The sequence below is a fragment of the Arthrobacter sp. L77 genome, assembly GCF_000816565.1.
Lineage (GTDB): Bacteria > Actinomycetota > Actinomycetes > Actinomycetales > Micrococcaceae > Arthrobacter_D > Arthrobacter_D antioxidans.
This window is the reverse complement of the sequence record NZ_JWSU01000006.1, coordinates 59,628-74,698: the sequence shown is the minus strand read 5'-3', so window position 1 is coordinate 74,698 and position 15,071 is coordinate 59,628. Positions and strand designations below refer to the sequence as shown.

19 protein-coding genes and 1 tRNA gene are annotated in these 15,071 nt (G+C 68.6%); 5 read left to right on the top strand and 15 right to left on the bottom strand.

The features are described from left to right. Positions 1-106: 106 nt before the first annotated feature. Positions 107-829: an AAA family ATPase gene (locus tag RY94_RS10550; RefSeq protein WP_043446270.1), complete on the top strand. Its 723-nt coding sequence runs from the start codon at positions 107-109 to the stop codon at positions 827-829. Positions 830-876: 47 nt separating this feature from the next. Here RY94_RS10550 and RY94_RS10545 read toward each other — a convergent pair whose 3' ends face one another. Then, positions 877-1,164, bottom strand: a complete 288-nt coding sequence (locus RY94_RS10545) for a DUF1905 domain-containing protein (protein WP_043444971.1) — start codon at positions 1,162-1,164, stop codon at positions 877-879. Positions 1,165-1,273: 109 nt separating this feature from the next. After that, entirely contained in the window at positions 1,274-1,663 is a 390-nt protein-coding gene (locus RY94_RS10540; RefSeq protein ID WP_043444969.1) for an SRPBCC family protein, read from the bottom strand. 183 nt (positions 1,664-1,846) lie between these two features. On the opposite strand from RY94_RS10540, the gene RY94_RS10535 reads away from it, so the two are divergent. After that, positions 1,847-2,251, top strand: coding sequence for a hypothetical protein (locus RY94_RS10535; RefSeq protein ID WP_156135136.1), 405 nt, complete (start codon positions 1,847-1,849; stop codon positions 2,249-2,251). Between the two features lie 147 nt (positions 2,252-2,398). Here RY94_RS10535 and RY94_RS10530 read toward each other — a convergent pair whose 3' ends face one another. The 4 genes from RY94_RS10530 to pnuC are packed head-to-tail and all read right to left on the bottom strand — an operon-like array spanning position 2,399 to position 5,206. Further along, positions 2,399-2,674 carry a hypothetical protein gene (locus RY94_RS10530; protein ID WP_043444965.1) on the bottom strand — a complete coding sequence of 92 codons (276 nt, stop codon included), beginning with the start codon at positions 2,672-2,674 and terminating at the stop codon, positions 2,399-2,401. Next, positions 2,674-3,438, bottom strand: coding sequence for an NUDIX hydrolase (locus RY94_RS10525; RefSeq protein ID WP_043444963.1), 765 nt, complete (start codon positions 3,436-3,438; stop codon positions 2,674-2,676). The genes RY94_RS10530 and RY94_RS10525 overlap by 1 nt, the downstream gene beginning before the upstream one ends. After that, positions 3,435-4,544 (bottom strand): AAA family ATPase, encoded by a 1,110-nt coding sequence (locus tag RY94_RS10520; protein ID WP_043444961.1) that lies wholly within the window; start codon positions 4,542-4,544, stop codon positions 3,435-3,437. Before RY94_RS10520 ends, RY94_RS10525 begins: the two co-directional genes overlap by 4 nt. After that, positions 4,541-5,206, bottom strand: a complete 666-nt coding sequence (gene pnuC, locus RY94_RS10515; RefSeq protein ID WP_043444959.1) for a nicotinamide riboside transporter PnuC — start codon at positions 5,204-5,206, stop codon at positions 4,541-4,543. Before pnuC ends, RY94_RS10520 begins: the two co-directional genes overlap by 4 nt. Positions 5,207-5,358: 152 nt before the next feature. Here pnuC and RY94_RS17880 point away from each other — a divergent pair, with 152 nt between their 5' ends. Further along, positions 5,359-5,520, top strand: coding sequence for a hypothetical protein (locus tag RY94_RS17880; protein WP_156135135.1), 162 nt, complete (start codon positions 5,359-5,361; stop codon positions 5,518-5,520). A gap of 87 nt (positions 5,521-5,607) precedes the next feature. Next, positions 5,608-7,035: a pyridoxal phosphate-dependent decarboxylase family protein gene (locus RY94_RS10510; protein WP_043444957.1), complete on the top strand. Its 1,428-nt coding sequence runs from the start codon at positions 5,608-5,610 to the stop codon at positions 7,033-7,035. A gap of 237 nt (positions 7,036-7,272) precedes the next feature. Here RY94_RS10510 and RY94_RS10505 read toward each other — a convergent pair whose 3' ends face one another. Beyond that, a complete protein-coding gene (locus tag RY94_RS10505; RefSeq protein WP_231554496.1) occupies positions 7,273-7,698 on the bottom strand; it encodes a nuclear transport factor 2 family protein in 426 nt (141 codons plus the stop codon). A gap of 253 nt (positions 7,699-7,951) precedes the next feature. Here RY94_RS10505 and RY94_RS10500 point away from each other — a divergent pair, with 253 nt between their 5' ends. After that, positions 7,952-8,845 (top strand): potassium channel family protein, encoded by an 894-nt coding sequence (locus tag RY94_RS10500; RefSeq protein ID WP_043444953.1) that lies wholly within the window; start codon positions 7,952-7,954, stop codon positions 8,843-8,845. 313 nt (positions 8,846-9,158) lie between these two features. Here the strand turns inward: RY94_RS10500 and RY94_RS10495 are convergent. The 8 genes from RY94_RS10495 to proB all read right to left on the bottom strand — a co-directional run bounded on the left by RY94_RS10495 (position 9,159) and on the right by proB (position 15,070). Next, positions 9,159-9,231, bottom strand: a tRNA-Ala gene (locus RY94_RS10495). A gap of 95 nt (positions 9,232-9,326) precedes the next feature. Next, positions 9,327-10,007, bottom strand: coding sequence for a histidine phosphatase family protein (locus tag RY94_RS10490; protein WP_043444951.1), 681 nt, complete (start codon positions 10,005-10,007; stop codon positions 9,327-9,329). Then, a complete protein-coding gene (gene rsfS / locus RY94_RS10485; RefSeq protein WP_043444948.1) occupies positions 10,004-10,414 on the bottom strand; it encodes a ribosome silencing factor in 411 nt (136 codons plus the stop codon). The genes RY94_RS10490 and rsfS overlap by 4 nt, the downstream gene beginning before the upstream one ends. A gap of 27 nt (positions 10,415-10,441) precedes the next feature. Continuing rightward, on the bottom strand, positions 10,442-11,368 hold the full coding sequence (locus RY94_RS10480) for a hypothetical protein (RefSeq protein ID WP_156135134.1): 927 nt from the start codon (positions 11,366-11,368) through the stop codon (positions 10,442-10,444). Positions 11,369-11,447: 79 nt separating this feature from the next. After that, positions 11,448-12,164: a nicotinate-nucleotide adenylyltransferase gene (gene nadD, locus RY94_RS10475; RefSeq protein WP_269429755.1), complete on the bottom strand. Its 717-nt coding sequence runs from the start codon at positions 12,162-12,164 to the stop codon at positions 11,448-11,450. 38 nt (positions 12,165-12,202) lie between these two features. Further along, positions 12,203-12,439, bottom strand: coding sequence for a hypothetical protein (locus RY94_RS10470; RefSeq protein ID WP_052274249.1), 237 nt, complete (start codon positions 12,437-12,439; stop codon positions 12,203-12,205). Positions 12,440-12,545: 106 nt separating this feature from the next. Beyond that, positions 12,546-13,865: a glutamate-5-semialdehyde dehydrogenase gene (locus RY94_RS10465; protein WP_043444944.1), complete on the bottom strand. Its 1,320-nt coding sequence runs from the start codon at positions 13,863-13,865 to the stop codon at positions 12,546-12,548. A gap of 47 nt (positions 13,866-13,912) precedes the next feature. Continuing rightward, positions 13,913-15,070, bottom strand: a complete 1,158-nt coding sequence (gene proB / locus RY94_RS10460) for a glutamate 5-kinase (RefSeq protein ID WP_043444942.1) — start codon at positions 15,068-15,070, stop codon at positions 13,913-13,915. Position 15,071: the final 1 nt, after the last annotated feature.

Here is a 15,071-nt window from a genome sequence, read left to right as displayed (position 1 = left end):
CTGCATCTGCGCTGCAGGATTGCGAATTCCGTGCCGGGTGGTGATCGAGCCGATCACCCCGGTGGAATCCGGGAGCCGCATCGGTGGAGGCTGGCACACTGAGCGCATGGCCTTCGAAAGATTCCCCCTCCGGAGACTCACCGAGCACCCGAAGAACACGCTCGACCGGCGGATATGGCCGGCCACGCTGGCCCCTGTCACCACCATCCTCGATGAGGGGCTCGATCTCGGTCCCGCCACCGTCCTGGTCGGTGAGAACGGGTCAGGGAAGTCCACCATCGTCGAGGCCATCGCGCTGGCCTACGGGCTCTCCCCCGAGGGCGGATCCACCGGCGCCCGGCACTCGACACGCTCCACCGAGTCTGTGCTCGCAGACCACCTCCAGCTGGTCCGGAACGCCGGCACCACCCGCCGCGGGTACTTCCTGCGCGCCGAGACCATGCATGGTTTCTTCACCTACCTCGAATCGAATCCGAGCACCACTGGGCCGAATGTTCCGTTCCACGAGATGTCCCACGGCGAGTCCTTCCTCGAGCTGGTCGTCGACCGCTTCCGCGGCCCCGGCCTGTGGGTCCTCGACGAACCTGAATCGGCCCTCTCCTTCTCGGGATGCCTGGCCCTGCTCGGTGTCCTCAAGGAGCGTGTCGCCTCAGGGAAGTCGCAGGTGATCATGTCCACGCACTCACCCCTCCTGGCAGCACTACCTCAGGCGCAGATCCTCGAAGTCGGCAGCTGGGACCTGCGCCCCCAGCCTTGGGAAGACCTGAATCTCGTCACCGCCTGGCAAGCCTTCCTCACCGCACCCGAGCGGTACCTCCGACACCTCTAGCTCGTCGGGAAGTGGAGACCACACCGATGCGCCAGCGTCAGTGACCTTCAGGTCAGGCGCTCAGAAATGTGGATCACGGCGTCGTCCCCGAGCCCTTTGCCGATCTTCTTCCGCAGTCTCGCGCTGATCGACAGCATGTGCCCGCCCTTCCCTGTGGGCATCAGGGCAACAGTAAAAGGTTCACCGTCGACGCTCCCAGCTACTCTTACCGCCTTGCCGGTGCCGAACAGTCCCCTCGAGTCGGGAACCTCGACACACGCCCACAGGTCACCCCTGACCTCCACCCCGATCGGAGCAGTGAACCGGAGGTCCAGAGGACCCAGAATCGTACTCATCACGGATACCCTTCTTTCGCCCTGATCCGATCAGCGTGCCCGAAAGAAGTGCGGGCGTCCATCGATTCATCCCTCCCGTACGCCCGGTCCCGGCCCGCGCGCAGATCGCCTATTCGACGTCCGGAGGATTGCTCACCAGGACTGCGAGACGAGCCAGATCGGCTTCGACCATCCTGATATCCCGGGCGAACTCCACATCGCTGAGCTCGATCTGGCGAACGGTGAAGATCACTTCGGCTCCTTCCGGGTGAGCGAGTACCCGCATCGGATTGGTGACGATGGTCCCGGACGGCAGGACGACGTCGTGATCGAGCACCCCGAACCGGTTGCGTTCCACGAACTGGATCCGGACACGCCCCATCGGGGACTCGACGAACAGATCCCGCCCCTCCTGCACCACCTCCGACTGCGCGAGACCGGCCGCCCACTTCGGGAGGTTGCCGATGTCGGACGCGAACTCGTAGACAGCCTCCTGGGATGCCGTGATGATCCTGCTCACGTGATGACTTCGCATAGGCCAAGCCATATACCGCCCCGCACCACCGTGTAAAGGCCGGACCCGCCTCGTTCTCCCGGGGAAGGAGGCTCCGCACCGGGAGCGCACGGTCGAGCCCTCCCGGAGTACAGGGAGATCATGGGAGCTGGGACGGATAGGCTTTCCGAAGCCGACGGAAGGGGCAGCATGCCGCACGCACGCACTGACGAGGACCGGGCCATAGTCATGGAGGCTGCCCGCAGCATCATGGTCCACACTGCCCGCCGGCAGGAACTGATCACCTACGCGGACCTCAATCAGCAGATGAGCAGGGACACCGATACGGAACCGTTCGATCTCTCGCAGGATGCCGACCGCGATGCCCTCGGTGCGCTCCTCGCCGACGTCGTGAAAGAGGACCTCCTGCACAGCCGGTTCATGCTCTCGTCGGTCGCGACGCTCTCGGACGTGGAACGGGAGCCCGGGAGTGAGTTCTATATGCTCGCGGAGAACCTCGGCCATCTCGAGTTCGGTGCCTCCCGGGAACGGAAGTACGCGTTCTGGGCCGAGCAGCTGAAGCTGACCCACGACCATTACAAGCGGCGGATCTAGGATCCTGCCATCGAGTCCACCATGTCGTCACCGCGCCGGCCTCGTCCCCGCTCCCCGTTGGAGGATCACGCGCGAAGCGGTCACCCGCAGGGATAGTCCATCCACTTGCCCACCGCCGCCCGAGCACCATGTCAGGTGCTCCAATAGTCAGGCAGGGCCGTCGATAGGACTGCCGTAGGCGTAGAGAATCCAGGAGCCGCTTCCGACGTCGGGCGTGTGGTTCATCATGGCCCGCTCGGTGACCTGGAAGTCCGCCGGAGCTCGCCTGTACATGACCTTCACCAGGTTGATGTCTCGGTCGACACTGCCGTCCTTCCAGAGGACGTCGTAGCGGAACGCACGCTCCCGGCGGCGCAGCCACCTCGAGCTCCGGTAGTAGGCGGTCGCTCGGAACGCGCACGGGACAGGGTCCGTGGACAGCATCAGGGCATTCCTTCGCTTCTGCTGGGGCCCGCGGTGGGGCGCATCATGGGTGGGCTGAGGTATTCGTCCTTCACGGTGAAGAGCGCCGCCGGAGCTCCCCTGGAACGGAGCGCCTTCCGTCCGGTGCCGGTCAGGGCGCCGGTCATCTTGCGGGTGAAATTGCCCGCGTCGAGCTTCTCGGTGTTCCAGACGGCCTCGTAGACATGGCGCAGCTGGTAGAGGGTGAATTCCTCGGGCAGGAGCTTCGCCGCGGTGAGCGTGTATTCGATCTTGCCGGCGAGGCGCTCGAGGGCGGCGGTGAGGATCTCCCGGTGGTCGAAAGCGAGGGTCTCGGTGGCGAGGACCTCGTGGACGGGATGCCATCGGGCGGCCGCGGCGTCGCTGCCCGGGTCGAGCTCGGGCAGGGACCGGCCGTCGGTCGCGAGCAGCACCAGATGGGCAATGGAGACGACGCGCATGCGCGGGTCGCGCCTGGGTGAGCTGTAGGTGGCGAGCTGCTCGACGTGGGCGCGGTGTGCCCCGAGGTCCAGTCCGGTCTCCTCCTCGAGCTCCCGCCAGGCGGCCTGCAGCGCGTCCTCGCCCTGCCCGACGAAGCCGCCGGGCAGGGCGAGCTGCCCCTTGAAGGGATGTCCACCGCGCCGGACGAGGGCAGCGTGCAGGGTGTTCCCGATGACGGCGACGACGACGAGGTCCACGGCCAGGGCGACCGAGGGATAGTCCTTCGGCTCGTAGTCCTCGAGGAACCGCTCTTCGTCGAGGCTCACGGCTGTCCTGCCAGTACCGTGCGGGTGGCCCAGGGCGGGGAGGTGAAGCGGTTCCGCTGGGCGATGATCAGGTCGACGATCTCCGTCGCCGTGGCCATGCGCCGGTCCTGGTCGCCGGAGACGAGGATCCAGGAGTGGCCCTCGCGGGTCAACTCCTCCTTGAACCATTCGGTCATCTCCGCCCGGCGGTGCTCCCCCTCGCGCCAGCCGTCGTCCTCGAAGGCGACGCCCTCGTGGTCGGTGATCAGGTAGAGGTCCCGGCGTGGCAGCTGCGTCATGGCCCGGTAGGAGCCGTGGCTGCCTTCGCCGAGGTAGTACCGCTCCCACAGGGTGGTGGCGAGGCTGTCGGTGTCGGCGACGACCAGCGGGCACCGCGCGGCCGCCTCGTTCTCCAGCTCGTTCTGCCGTTCACCGATCACGGCGAAGTCCTCGGCGGTCCAGACGAGGTCGGCAAGGACGGCGTCGGGGTTCCCGGCCTGTGCGGCGGCGAACTTGTCGTACGTGTAGTGGCGGCCGAACTCGGGGACGTCGACGAGCTCGGGGTACCGCTTCCGGTAGTGCGCGGTGAGAGCCCTCGTCAGGGTGCTGGTACCGGTGGACTCGGCGCCGACGAGGATGATGCGGACGGCCATGTCCTGCCGGGCGGGCTTGAGGATGGTCCGCCAGGCCGCGGTGAGGTCGTCCCGGCACAGGGTCCCGCTGACCGGGTAGGCGGTGCGCGCTGCGTCCACCAGGACGTGGACGGCGCCGAAGTGCTCGGCCAGTTGCTGTCCGTACTCCTCGGAACTGAAGACGGCGTCGACACTCGTGACGCCCCTCGTCCTGAGGGCGATGCGCAGCGCCTCGTCGTGGGCCTTCCAGATGGCCGGTGAGTGGTAGTCCTCGGGGCAGTCGTTCGGCATCCCGAGGACGGTCACGTTCGTCTCCTCGAACTCGGCGGCGAGCCACTTCACGCGGTCTGCCAGTTCGATGTTCTCGAAGCGGTTGCCGAGCACGACGACAGCGAGCTCCTCGGAGTGCTCCGCGGCCGTCCTGATGAGGTGACGGTGGCCGGCGTGGGGCGGGTAGAACTTTCCGATGACGACGCCCTGGGCGAAGCGGGTCATGCCGACACCCCCTCGGGTGCGGTGGCGGCTACAGGGGCAGCGTCGGTGCGGGTGCGCTTCCAGTCCATCAGGCCGTAGACGCACAGGGCGGTGAACCCTATGTAGAGGATGCCAGTGAGGTTCAGGCCCCGCGAGAAGTAGAGCGGGATGGACACGAGGTCGATGGCGATCCAGACGTACCAGTGCTGGAAGATCTTCTTCGCCTGCCCGTAGGTCGCCAGCAGCGAGGCCGCGAGGACGAAGGCATCCGGCCAGGGCACCTGGGAGTCCGTCCCGTGGGTGAGGATCATGGCGATCCCCACGGTCGCCGCGCCGACGATGCCGAGACCGGCGAGGACTTCAGTACGGGCGGCGTCGCGGATCGGCAGGTCGCCTGTCGCGTCGGTGTCCCTGGCGCCACGGACCCAGTTGTACCAGCCATAGACGGCGACGGCGGCGAAGACGGCCTGCAGCACGGTCTCGCCGTAGAGCCCGGCGCCGAAGAACAGGATCATGAAGGCGATGTTGTTGACGATGCCGACCGGCCAGTTCCAGGCCCGTTGCCGGGCGACACCGTAGACGCAGGCCGCGCCCGTGAGGAAACCGATGACCTCGATCCAGCTGACGGGTGCCCCGAGCAGGGTTGCTGCCGGTGAGTTCATCCAGTCCAGTACCGCGGTCATGTCGCGCTCCTTGTTTATTGTCAATCTGACAATAAAGACTCTAGGGCGAAGTGGACCGGAATGGAAGACCCCGCGCCGGCGGCGAGTGGAGCGCCTCGCGCGGAACGCGCGCTACGCTCGGGCCATCTGATCGTTCGTCAATGGGGGTAGCTGTGCGTCTGGATGGAATCGGGTTCTTCGTCATTCTCGTCGTCTGGCTCATCGTGCCTGCGATCACCGGCTTCATCCTGTACTGGATCGTCCGGCTCGGAGTGAAGCACGGGCTGCGGTCGTACTACACCGACTCCCCCGGGCGGCCCCCTTCCACCGAGTAGCGGAAGCTTCCACCAGGTCACGGATCCCCGTGGATGACCGTCCGGAAGGCACTGCCGCTTCCTGATGCGCGGGCGTAGCATGCCGCCATGTCGGCACCCGAGGAACGCTACGAAGACGCCCTCGCTGCGGCGTCGGGGCACGCACGCCAATGGCTCCAGAGCCAAACCCGACGGCGCGTCGGCCCGAGCAGGACCGCCGCGGATCTCGCAGCAGATTTCGGCGGCCCCCTCCCCCGTGCCGGATCCCCGGCGGCCGACGTGGTGGACTATCTGGCCGCGAAGGCGGAACCCGGGCTGATGGCCATCCCCTCCGGGCGGTTCTTCGGCTGGGTCATGGGCGGCACGCTGCCCGCGGCGCTGGCTGCGGACTGGCTCGTCAGCGCCTGGGACCAGAACACCGGGCTCCGCTACGCGACCCCTGCTACGGCGGCCATCGAGGAAGCCGCCGGCACCTGGCTGCTCGACCTCCTGAACCTGCCGCAGACAGCGGATGTCGGCTTCACCACGGGCGCCACGATGGCCAACTTCACAGGACTGGCCGCGGCCCGATGGCGGCTGATGACAGACGCCGGATGGGACCTGGACGCGGAGGGCCTCACCGGTGCACCACGGATCGAGTGTTTCGTGGGCAGGGAACGGCACGACACGATCGACCTGGGGCTCCGCTACCTGGGGCTGGGCCGGCCCACGGTGGTGCCGGTCGACGGGCAGGGCCGCATCGACCCGGCGGAACTGGACCGTGCCCTGACCCTCGCCTCGGCAGATGCCGGGCGCGGACGGTCGAGCGGGTCGGGCCGCACCCCGCTGTTGGTCTGCCTGCAGGCCGGGAACCTGCACTCCGGGGCTTTCGACCCGTTCACGGAGGCGATCACCGTCGCCGACGCCCACGGCGCCTGGGTCCACGTGGACGGCGCCTTCGGACTGTGGGCCGCCGCCGTGCCGGAGCTGGCGGCCCTGACCGCGGGAGTGGAGGGCGCCGACTCCTGGGGCACCGATGCACACAAGACACTCAACGTGCCGTACGACTGCGGCATCGCGGTGGTCCGCGATGCCACCGCGCTGCGTGCCGCGATGGGCGTGCACGCCAGCTACCTCGTCCAGGCCACGGACGGCCCCGCGGACCCCTTGGAGACCGTCCCCGAGCTGTCCCGGCGTGCCCGCGGCGTGCCGGTGTGGGCGGCCCTGAAGTCGCTGGGCCGGGACGGCGTCACTGACCAGGTCCGCGGGCTGGTGCGGCACGCCCGGCACCTCGCGGAGCGATTGGCCGCCGTGGAGGGCGTGCAAATACTCAACGACGTCGTCTACACCCAGGTCTCGCTGACGTTCGGCGACGACGCCACCACGCGGGCGGTGACAGAGCGGATCATCGCCGACGGACGGGTGTGGATGTCCGGTTCGCGCTGGCAGGGCCGGGACATCCTGCGGATCTCGGTGAGCAACTGGAGCACCGACGACGCCGACACGGCCGTCGCCGTCGACGCGGTGCGGGACGCCCTGGCGGCGGTGGGGGGCTGAGGGCGGAGCGACCGATCAATGGGGTGGGGATTGAAGCTCAAAAGAGGTCCGCTGGTGTCCCTCGCGCGTTCATCGAGGTCCAGGGCACTCCGATGTGTTAACCGCTCCACACCGTGCCGTCACCCTTCCCCCGATATAGCCGGAGGTCTCCGGTCCCGGTGACACGGGTGCCGAGGCGGTGGTCGCAGTGGCGGCCGAACAGGCTGCGACCGCGGAGGACGCTGCACTGAAGCGAACTCAGCCCCAGAACTCGTCCGACTTGGTCTGGTCCTCGAAGAACTCCTTGGCCTCGATCACCTTTCCGTCCCGGAGTGCGAACACGACGACCGTGACCTGGTCGTAGGTCCTTCCGTCGATGTCGGCGTGGCTGTGATGGATTCCCACGGTGTGCTTTTCCCCGCCGACGATGTCCTGGACGGTTACCCGGAGTGAGCCCCGGGAACGGGATCCCAGTTCGCCGAAGTAAGCCAAGACAGCGTCGCGTCCCCGCTTCATGCCGGACAGCACGCCGGTTCCAGGGACGGACCACACCGCGTCGTCCGCGAACAGTTCGCCAAGAGTCGCCAGATCCCCTGCGATGAATGCCTCATATCCCCGCCGAACCACTTCACCGTCTTCTGCAGCTCCCATGTCAGAAACCTCTCCGTGTGCCGTATCGATCATGCTGGGACGGCAGAGCCTATTCCTGGGCGGAGCGCATATCAATGGCCCGTCCCAGGATTCGTGGCCCGGTCGAGGACCGTCCCGGATGCGTCGGCCCGGTGGTGTGGACCTGCCGCGTCGAGCAGGTCTCCGACCATGAGTCCGGCACTGACGGGGCGCAGGATCGTACTCGACGCAACGCCTTTGCACTCACTCGGGGCGGCACCGGTAGCGGTCGATCGGTGCGGACACTGCCCTGACCGTAAGGTGAACCATGGACTTCCGAGACATCGTGCTGACTGGTATCGGGGCAGGACTGATTCTCCTGATGGCCGCCGACGTCTTCCACACACTCCTCTATCCCCATGGTGCGGGACCTGTCTGCAGGATGATCATGCGCGCCTTGTGGCTGCTGTCCCGACGCTTCGCCGACCGTGCTGCCACCGTTGCAGCCCCCGTTGCAATGGCAGCCGTGATCGGCGCCTGGGCGTCGCTGGCCATCATGGGGTGGGCTCTGGTGTACCTTCCGCACCTACCGGAGGGGTTCGTCTACGCCGACGGCGTTCCCCACCGCGGCGACCTCGCCGAAGCCCTGTACTTCTCGATGGTCAGCCTATCCACGGTCGGTTACGGAGAAATAGTTCCGGCGACGCCCCTGCTCCGATTCGTCACTGCAGCGCAGGCCGTCACCGGCTTCGGGTTGCTCACCGCCACGGTCTCCTGGATTCTGCAAACATATCCAGCACTGAGCCGTCGCCGCGCCCTCGCCCACGAACTGAACCTGTTCCGTGAGGCCGCCGGCCAGCAGGGCCTCTCCGCGCTGGAACCCGGACATGCCGCTGCATTGCTTGAATCGTTCGCGAGGAGTGTAGCCACGGTCAGCATCGACCTGCTGGCCTTCAACGAAACGTACTACTTCCACGAAGCACAGAGGAGAGGATCCCTGCCGGCCACCATCACCTATGCACAACTCTTGGCCTCCGAAGCGCAGGCAAGCACCGACCCCGACCTGCGCTTTGCCGGACGGATGATGCACGCAGCCCTTGATGACCTGGCGGATGTCCTGCGTGGACGATTCGGTCACCCAGGGAAAACCACCTCAGCGGTATTCGAAAGCTACGAAACACACCACAGACACCGCCGGAAGCCGGATGCAACGGCCGCCTAGAACGTCTTCCACTCTTCAAGGCCGTGAACCCCGCCATGCTTTCCCACACCGTCTCAGGACGCCGAAGCTTCGCAAGAAAGGCCGAGAGTCGCCAGCCGACCATCCATCCCGGTTCACCGGCATGACACGGGAGCCGCGATCTCTTTCCGCCATCTCGCTGCGAACCGTGTCACAGGTCAGTCCGCTCGGATGTCCTCCACCCGCCGGCCCGCGGAGCACGTTGTCGGACCTTGCTTTTGCGGGCATCGACTCCCCCAGGGCAACAAAAAACCGCCGGGCCAAGGTTCTTACCTTGGATTCCGGCGGTTCGTTGTGGAGCTAAGGGGATTCGAACCCCTGACCCCCTGCATGCCATGCAGGTGCGCTACCAGCTGCGCCATAGCCCCGAATCTACGCTGCATCGTCCGGGCGAACCGGCCGAAGCAACTCGATCAGTCTAGTAAATTCTGGCGGCTTCGACAAATCGGCTTCCAGCGTCCACTCATCCCTCCAGTGGCTCCTCGGGCAGCGAGCCGAGCCCCACGTTGTGCTCGGTGAGTTGCCACGAGAACAGCGCCTCGGCCCGGTCCACCACCTCGTGCACCTCGGACCAGTGGCAGTTGGACAGCCCCGCAAGGGCACCCCAGCGTTCCGGAGGCAGTCCCATCAGGGCCGCGAGGGCCGCCCTGATGGATCCACCGTGGCTGACGACCACGAGCGTCTCGGCCGGACCGATCCGCTCCACGGCCTCCGTGACCGCACCGAGCATGCGATCGCCGACCTCGATGCGGTTCTCGGCACCCCCGGCGCGCACCTCGGGGTCTCCGCCCCGCCAGGCGGCGTTGTCATCCGGGAACTGTTCGTCGATCTCGGCGAAGGACAAACCCTGCCACGAGCCGGCATGCGTCTCGCGGAGGCGCGGATCGTAGAGGACCGGCAGCCCCGTGAGTTCCCCCAGCGTCCGGGCCGTGTCGGCCGCACGGCGCAGGTCCGAGGAGACGATCAGCGACGGTTCCCGCAGCAGCAGCACCTCGGCCGCCCGCACGGCCTGCTCCCGCCCGGTCTCGTCCAGGTCGATGTCCTCCTGGCCCTGGAAACGGCCCGAGTGGTTCCATTCCGTGCGGCCATGGCGCCAGAAGACGATGCGCCGGGCCGCGGGATGGGCGTGGGGGTACCGCGTCACTCCGGGACGACGTCGGACGCCGCGACCTGCGGCGAGCTCTGCAGCGCCTCCTCGAGCTGGAGGTCCACGGACGGGCAGTCCTTCCACAGCCGGTCGAGGGCGTAGAACACACGGTCCTCCTCGTGCTGCACATGCACGATGACCTGCGCGTAGTCGAGGAGCACCCAGCGGCCCTCGCTGCGACCTTCACGGCGCACGGGCTTCAGGCCCTGCTTGGACAGCTCCTCCTCGATGCCGTCGACGATGGCGTTGACCTGCCGCTCGCTCGGCGCGGAGGCGATCACGAAGATGTCCGTGATCGCGAGCCTGTCACTGACGTCGATGGCGACGATATCCTGGGCGATCTTGTCCGCTGCGGCATGCGCCGCGGTGCGGGCTATGCCAATGGACTGTTCGGTAGCGCTCACTGATCTCCTTGTGTGTGGCCAGCAGTTTCACCCATTGAGGGAGCTGACTGTCATTATTATCCCGGTCGCGAGGGCGGTCGCGCCCACGACGAGCAACGAGTACTGCAGATACCGCATGCGCCGCAGCCTTCCGAGGCCCGCAGTCATCGCATCGAGGGGGTCCAGGCCGAAGGCGTCCCGCGCCCCGATGGGCTGGGTGCTCGCCCTCAGATCCGGCCCCTCCAGACCTCGGCTGTCACTTTCCCCGGTCCGGACCGGCAGGGCGGCGGATGGCTCGGGGCGCGGCAGGACGATCGGGATGTGCGTGGTCGCAGGCGCACGCAGGACGGACTGCGCACTGCCGGGCACCCGCACGAGCACGGGTGGGGCGATGATCGAGAGGTTGTGGGCCGCGGTCGGGTCGATCGGCGGGGGCGTGCGCTGCTGGTTCTGCTCCGACGGCTCCTGCGGCCGGCGCGCACGCGAATTCAGGGCCGCGGCGCGGTCGGCCAGAGCCTTCTGCTGCGCCAGCACCCCGGGGTCGACGACGAAGGGGTTCTCCGTCCCGGCCGCCCGCAGGCCGGCAAGGTGTTCGCTCGCGTCGTCGCCGATCGACTGCCGGGCGGCGAGGGCCTCCTCGACGCTCATGTCCTCCCCACGGCTCGACGGCGGCGCGGCCGCCCCGTCCGCGGTGTCCCCGGGCGCAGGCGCGCCGGGTCCTGCGATCCCGGGTGCCGTGGGATCGGACGCCACCTGGGTGTCGGACCGCCGACGACGGTCCCGACGCCCGCCGGGTAGTGGCGCCCTGACGACGTCCACCCGCTGGTCGGTCGCCGGATCGGGCGCCACCGCCCGCCCGTCGACCTGCTGCAGCCGCAGCTGACGGCGCGTGGGGAGCTCCACCCGCACACCGCCGCCGTCGTTCGCCGGGGCGTCCTGCGGGCTGACGTCCGCGGAGCTGCTCCTCGCTGCCATGTCCGACTCCCCTGACCCGGCACGGTCCGCTAGGGAAGACCGGGTGTCCCGTGCGTCGTTCGCCTTGCTCATCGGTGATTCATCCAGTGGGTTGTTGTAGGGAGGTCGGACTGTCCCGGTGCTGCCGTTCCGTCGGCGGGACGTGTTCGTCCCCCTGCTGCGACGCCGGCCCCGTCCCGGACGGGTCCACGCGCCGATAGAGGCGGTGCTTGGCGATGTACTGCACCACGCCGTCGGGCACCAGGTACCAGACGGGCTTCCCCTCGCCGACGCGGTGCCTGCAGTCCGTGCTGGAGATCGCCATGGCGGGCACCTCCAGCAGGCTCACGTCGCGGCCCCGCCCGTCGAGTTCGTGCCCGGGGCGCGTCACCCCGATGAAGTGGGCGAGGGACCAGAGCTCCTCCGCGTTCTTCCAGGTGAGGATCTGGGCCATGGCATCGGCGCCGGTGATGAAGAACAGCTGGGCGTCCGGCCGCTCCGCCTTCAGGTCGCGCAGGGTGTCGATCGTGAACGTGGGACCCGGACGTTCGATGTCCACGCGGCTCACGGTGAAGCTCGGGTTCGACGCCGTCGCGATGACCGTCATCAGATAGCGGTGCTCGGCCGCCGTCACGTCCTTGTCGACCTTCTGCCAGGGCTGACCGGTCGGCACGAAGACCACCTCGTCGAGGTCGAACACCGAGGCGACCTCGCTCGCGGCGACCAGGTGCCCGTGGTGGATGGGGTCGAACGTGCCGCCCATGACCCCGAGGCGCCAGGGCGATCCGTCATGGTGCCGCTGCCTGAAGCCGCCCATGACGTCCCGCTCGGTTGTGTCTGCTGCCACCTGGACCGCTAGTGCCGGTTCGCTTCGCCGTGGTCGTGCTTGTTGGTGTGCTGCTTGTGGGGGTCGATGTGCTCCTCGACCGCCTCGTGGCGGTTCCGGACGTTCGAGAAGGACACGGTGACGAGCATCAGGGTGAGCAGGATGCCCATGACGATCAGCCCGTACGCGATGGCGGGCATCGGCAGTTCGGTGTGGTGTTCCATGGCTTCGGTGGCCAGCAGCATGCTGCCGAGGGAGTAGAGCATCGTCATTCCTCTGTCGGTTCAGGGTCGCCGGTCCGCTACGGACCGGCGCGGTCATCAGGTCCCATGGTACGCGTAAAGGAGGGGCTGCCCCCTACGCCCGGGGGCGTCAGCGGCGGACGTGCCCCGCGCCCTGGACGATCCACTTGGTGGTCGTGAGCTCGGCCAGGCCCATCGGTCCGCGGGCGTGCATCTTCTGGGTGGAGATGCCCACCTCGGCGCCGAGGCCCAGCTCCCCGCCGTCCACGAAGCGCGTGGACGCGTTGACCAGGACGGCGGCGGAATCGACGCCGGCCACGAACTCCTCGGAGGAGGCCAGGTTGTTCGTGATGATCGCCTCGCTGTGGCCCGTGCTCCACCGGCGGATGTGCCGCAGGGCGTCGTCGACGCTGTCCACGGTCTTCACCGCGAGGTCGAGCTGCATGTACTCGCGCCCCCAGTCGTCATCCGTCGCCGTCGGTGCGTCCGTGCCGGCCGGCAGGAGACCCCGCGACCGCTCGTCCACGTGCAGGGTGACGCCGGCGCGGACGAGCGCCGCGAGGACCGCCGGGGCGGCCGTCGCCCGCGCGTGGACGAGGAGTGTCTCGACCGTGTTGCAGACGCTGGGGCGCTGCGTCTTGGCGTTGAGCAGGATGTCCACGGCCATCGTCTCGTCGGCGCTCTCGTCGAGCAGGATGTGCACGTTGCCCTCCCCCGTCTCGATCACGGGGACGCGCGCCGTCGTCACGACGGACTGGATGAGCTCCCGCCCGCCGCGCGGGATCAGGACGTCCACCCGGCCGCGGGCCTTCATGAGGACCTGGGCGCCGTCCCGGCCGAACTCGTCGATGGTGAGGACGGCGTCGTCGGGCAGGCCGTGGTCCTCGAGTGTGTCGCGGATGATCCCGACCAGCGCCGCGTTGGTGGCTGCGGCCGCACTGCCGCCGCGCAGGATCACGGCGTTGCCGCTCTTCAGGGCCAGGCCGGCAATGTCCACTGTCACGTTGGGGCGTGCCTCGTAGATCGCGGCGACCACGCCGAGGGGAACGCGGACCTGGCTCATGCGCAGCCCGTTGGGCAGGGTCTCCGCGCGGACGGCGGTGCCCACGGGGTCCGGGAGGGCGGCGAGCTGCGCCAGCGCGTCGGCGAGTTTCCCCACGCGCTCGGCGTCGAGGCTCAGGCGGTCCAGGAGGTACGCGGAGGTCCCGGCGGCGCGGCCGCGGTCGACGTCGGTCCGGTTCGCGGCGAGAACGCTGTCGCGCCTGCTGACGAGGGCATCGGCGATCGCCAGGAGCACGCGGTCCTTGCGGGCCCGGGTGGCGCGGGCCAGGATGCGCGACGCCTCACGGGAGCGGTCGGCGATGGCGTGGACGGCGTCGGTGAGCTGGTCCGGGGACAGCGCCATGGCGGTGTCGTTCCGATGGGTGGGCGCGGCCTGCAGGTCGGTCATCCCCCAAGTCTAGCGAGGCGCCGCTCCGGCATCCGGGGACCGGCCCTTCATGACGCCGAGGCCGCCTGGAGTACCACGAGGTCGTTGACGTGCACCACGGAGCGCTCGTACTCGGCGCCGAGTTCCTCCGCGAGATCGTGCGTGGACCGGCCGAGCATGCGGGGAAGCTCGGTCGAGCTGTAGTTCACGAGGCCTCGCGCCACCACCGTGCCGTCGCCGCTCACGAGCTGGACGGGATCTCCCGCCTCGAACACGCCGTCCACGTCCACGACGCCGGCGGCCAGCAGGGAGCGGCGTCGCTCCCCCACGGCGCGCACCGCACCGTCGTCGAGCACGAGCGTACCCAGGACCCGCGCGAGGTGGGCCAGCCAGAGCAGCCTGATGGGCTGGCGCTTGCCGGTGGCCGTGAACCAGGTCCCGACGTCGTCGCCGCGCAGTGCGGCCGCGGCGTTCGCTGTGGACGTGACCAGCGCGGGGATGCCCGAGGACGCGGCGATCGTCGCGGCTTCCACCTTGGTGACCATGCCGCCGGTGCCGACGCCGGCCCTGCCGGCGCGTCCGATGGTGACGCCCTCGAGGTCGGCGGGCGAGCCGACGTGCGGGATCCGGCTGGCACCGGCCCCCGGCGGGCCGTCGTAGAGGGCGTCGACGTCGGAGAGCAGGATGAGTGCCTCCGCCTTCACGAGGTGCGCGACGAGCGCCGCGAGGCGGTCGTTGTCGCCGAACCGGATCTCGTGGCTCGCGACGGTGTCGTTCTCGTTCACGATGGGCACGACGCCGAAGTTCAGCAGCCGTTCCATCGCGCGGTGCGCGTTGGCGTAGTGGGACCGCCGGATGAGATCGTCCGCCGTGAGCAGGATCTGGCTGACGGTGACGCCGTGCGCCGCGAACGCCTGGGAGTACTGGGCCATCAGGAGGCCCTGCCCCACGCTCGCCGCGGCCTGCTGCGCGGACAGCTGGGACGGACGGCGTGCGAGCCCCAGGGGCGCGAGGCCCGCGGCGATCGCGCCGGAGGACACGAGGATGATCTCGGTCCCGGCCGTGCGCCGCTCCGCGAGGACGTCGGCGAGCCGGACGAGGGCCTCACCGGAGATGCCGCCGGAGACGGAGGTCAGTGACGACGAACCGACCTTGACGACGATCCGGCCCGCCGCGGCGAGCCCCGCGCGGGACGCGAGGGGGTGCCGGGAGTGGTCCGCAGACACG